The sequence below is a fragment of the Pseudomonas sp. AU12215 genome, from assembly GCF_001675465.2.
Lineage (GTDB): Bacteria > Pseudomonadota > Gammaproteobacteria > Pseudomonadales > Pseudomonadaceae > Pseudomonas > Pseudomonas nitroreducens.
Genome location: NZ_MACM02000172.1, coordinates 1 through 1139 on the forward strand (window position 1 = coordinate 1; position 1139 = coordinate 1139).

At 64.5% G+C, this 1139-nt stretch carries 1 protein-coding gene; it reads right to left on the reverse strand.

Annotated elements, in window-relative coordinates:
- Positions 1-1139, reverse strand: a 1139-nt coding sequence (locus tag A9513_RS28000) for a VCBS domain-containing protein (RefSeq protein WP_141678541.1), incomplete at both ends; no start/stop codon positions are given.

Consider the following 1139-nt stretch of genomic DNA (forward strand, 5'->3'; position numbering starts at 1 on the left):
AGGTGACGYTCTCGCTCTGGCCGGCGGCCAGGTGATCGAAGGCGGTACCGGGGGTGAAGGTGTAGCTGCCATCGGTGTTGAAGGTCAGCGAACCTTTGCCCTGTGCCACGTCGGTGGCCAGTTGATAACCCGCGATGGTGCCGTCGACGTCGGTGGCAACCGGGACCTGGCCGTGCAGAACAGTGTTCTCTTCGGTGGTCTGGGTGTCAGCGTAGGCGACCGGCTTGTCGTTGGTGCCGGTGACGGTGATGGTGATGGTCTGCGGGTCGCTCAGCGCACCGTTGTTGTCCTTCGCCTGGTAGGTGAAGGTGACGTTCTCGCTCTGGCCCTGGGCCAGGTGATCGAAGGCGGTGCCCGGGTTGAAGCTGTAGCTGCCGTTGGCGTTGAAGGTCAGCGTGCCCTTGCCGGCGGCGACGTTGGTCGCCAGCTGGTAGCTCGCGATGGTGCCGTCGATGTCGGTCGCAGCCGGTACATGGCCGTTCAGCACGGCGTTTTCGTCGGTGGTGACGGTATCGCCGAAGGCGAGCGGCTTGTCGTTGGTACCGATGATGTTCACGGTCACCGTGGCGCTGGTGCCATCGGCAGCCTTGACGGTGAAGGTGTCGGTCAGGGTCTGGCCCTGTTTCAGCTCGTTGTAGGCGCTGCTGGCGACGTAGGTCCAGTTGCCATCGGTACCGAGGTTGAAGGTGCCGTACTTGCCGGCGACGTTGCTCTGGGCCTGGAAGCTGGCCGGGCCGTCGACGTCGGTGATGTTCAGCTTGCCGCCGGTGCTGATCGGCGCGTCGGTTTCATTCACGTCGCGCGAGCCGACACCGCTGATGACGGCGGCGTCGTTGCTGCCGGTAACGACGATGGTGATGGTCTGCGGACCGCTCACGGCACCGTTGTTGTCCTTCGCCTGGTAGGTGAAGGTGACGTTCTCGCTCTGGCCGGCGGCCAGGTGGTCGAAGGCGGTGCCCGGGTTGAAGGTGTAGCTGCCGTCCTCGTTGAAGGCCAGGGTGCCCTTGCCCTGGGCGAGATTATTGACCACCTCGTAGCGAACGATGGTGCCGTCGACATCGGTGGCGACCGGGACCTGGCCGTGGAGAACGGTGTTCTCTTCGGTGGTCTGGGTATCGGCGAAGGCCACCGGCTTGTCG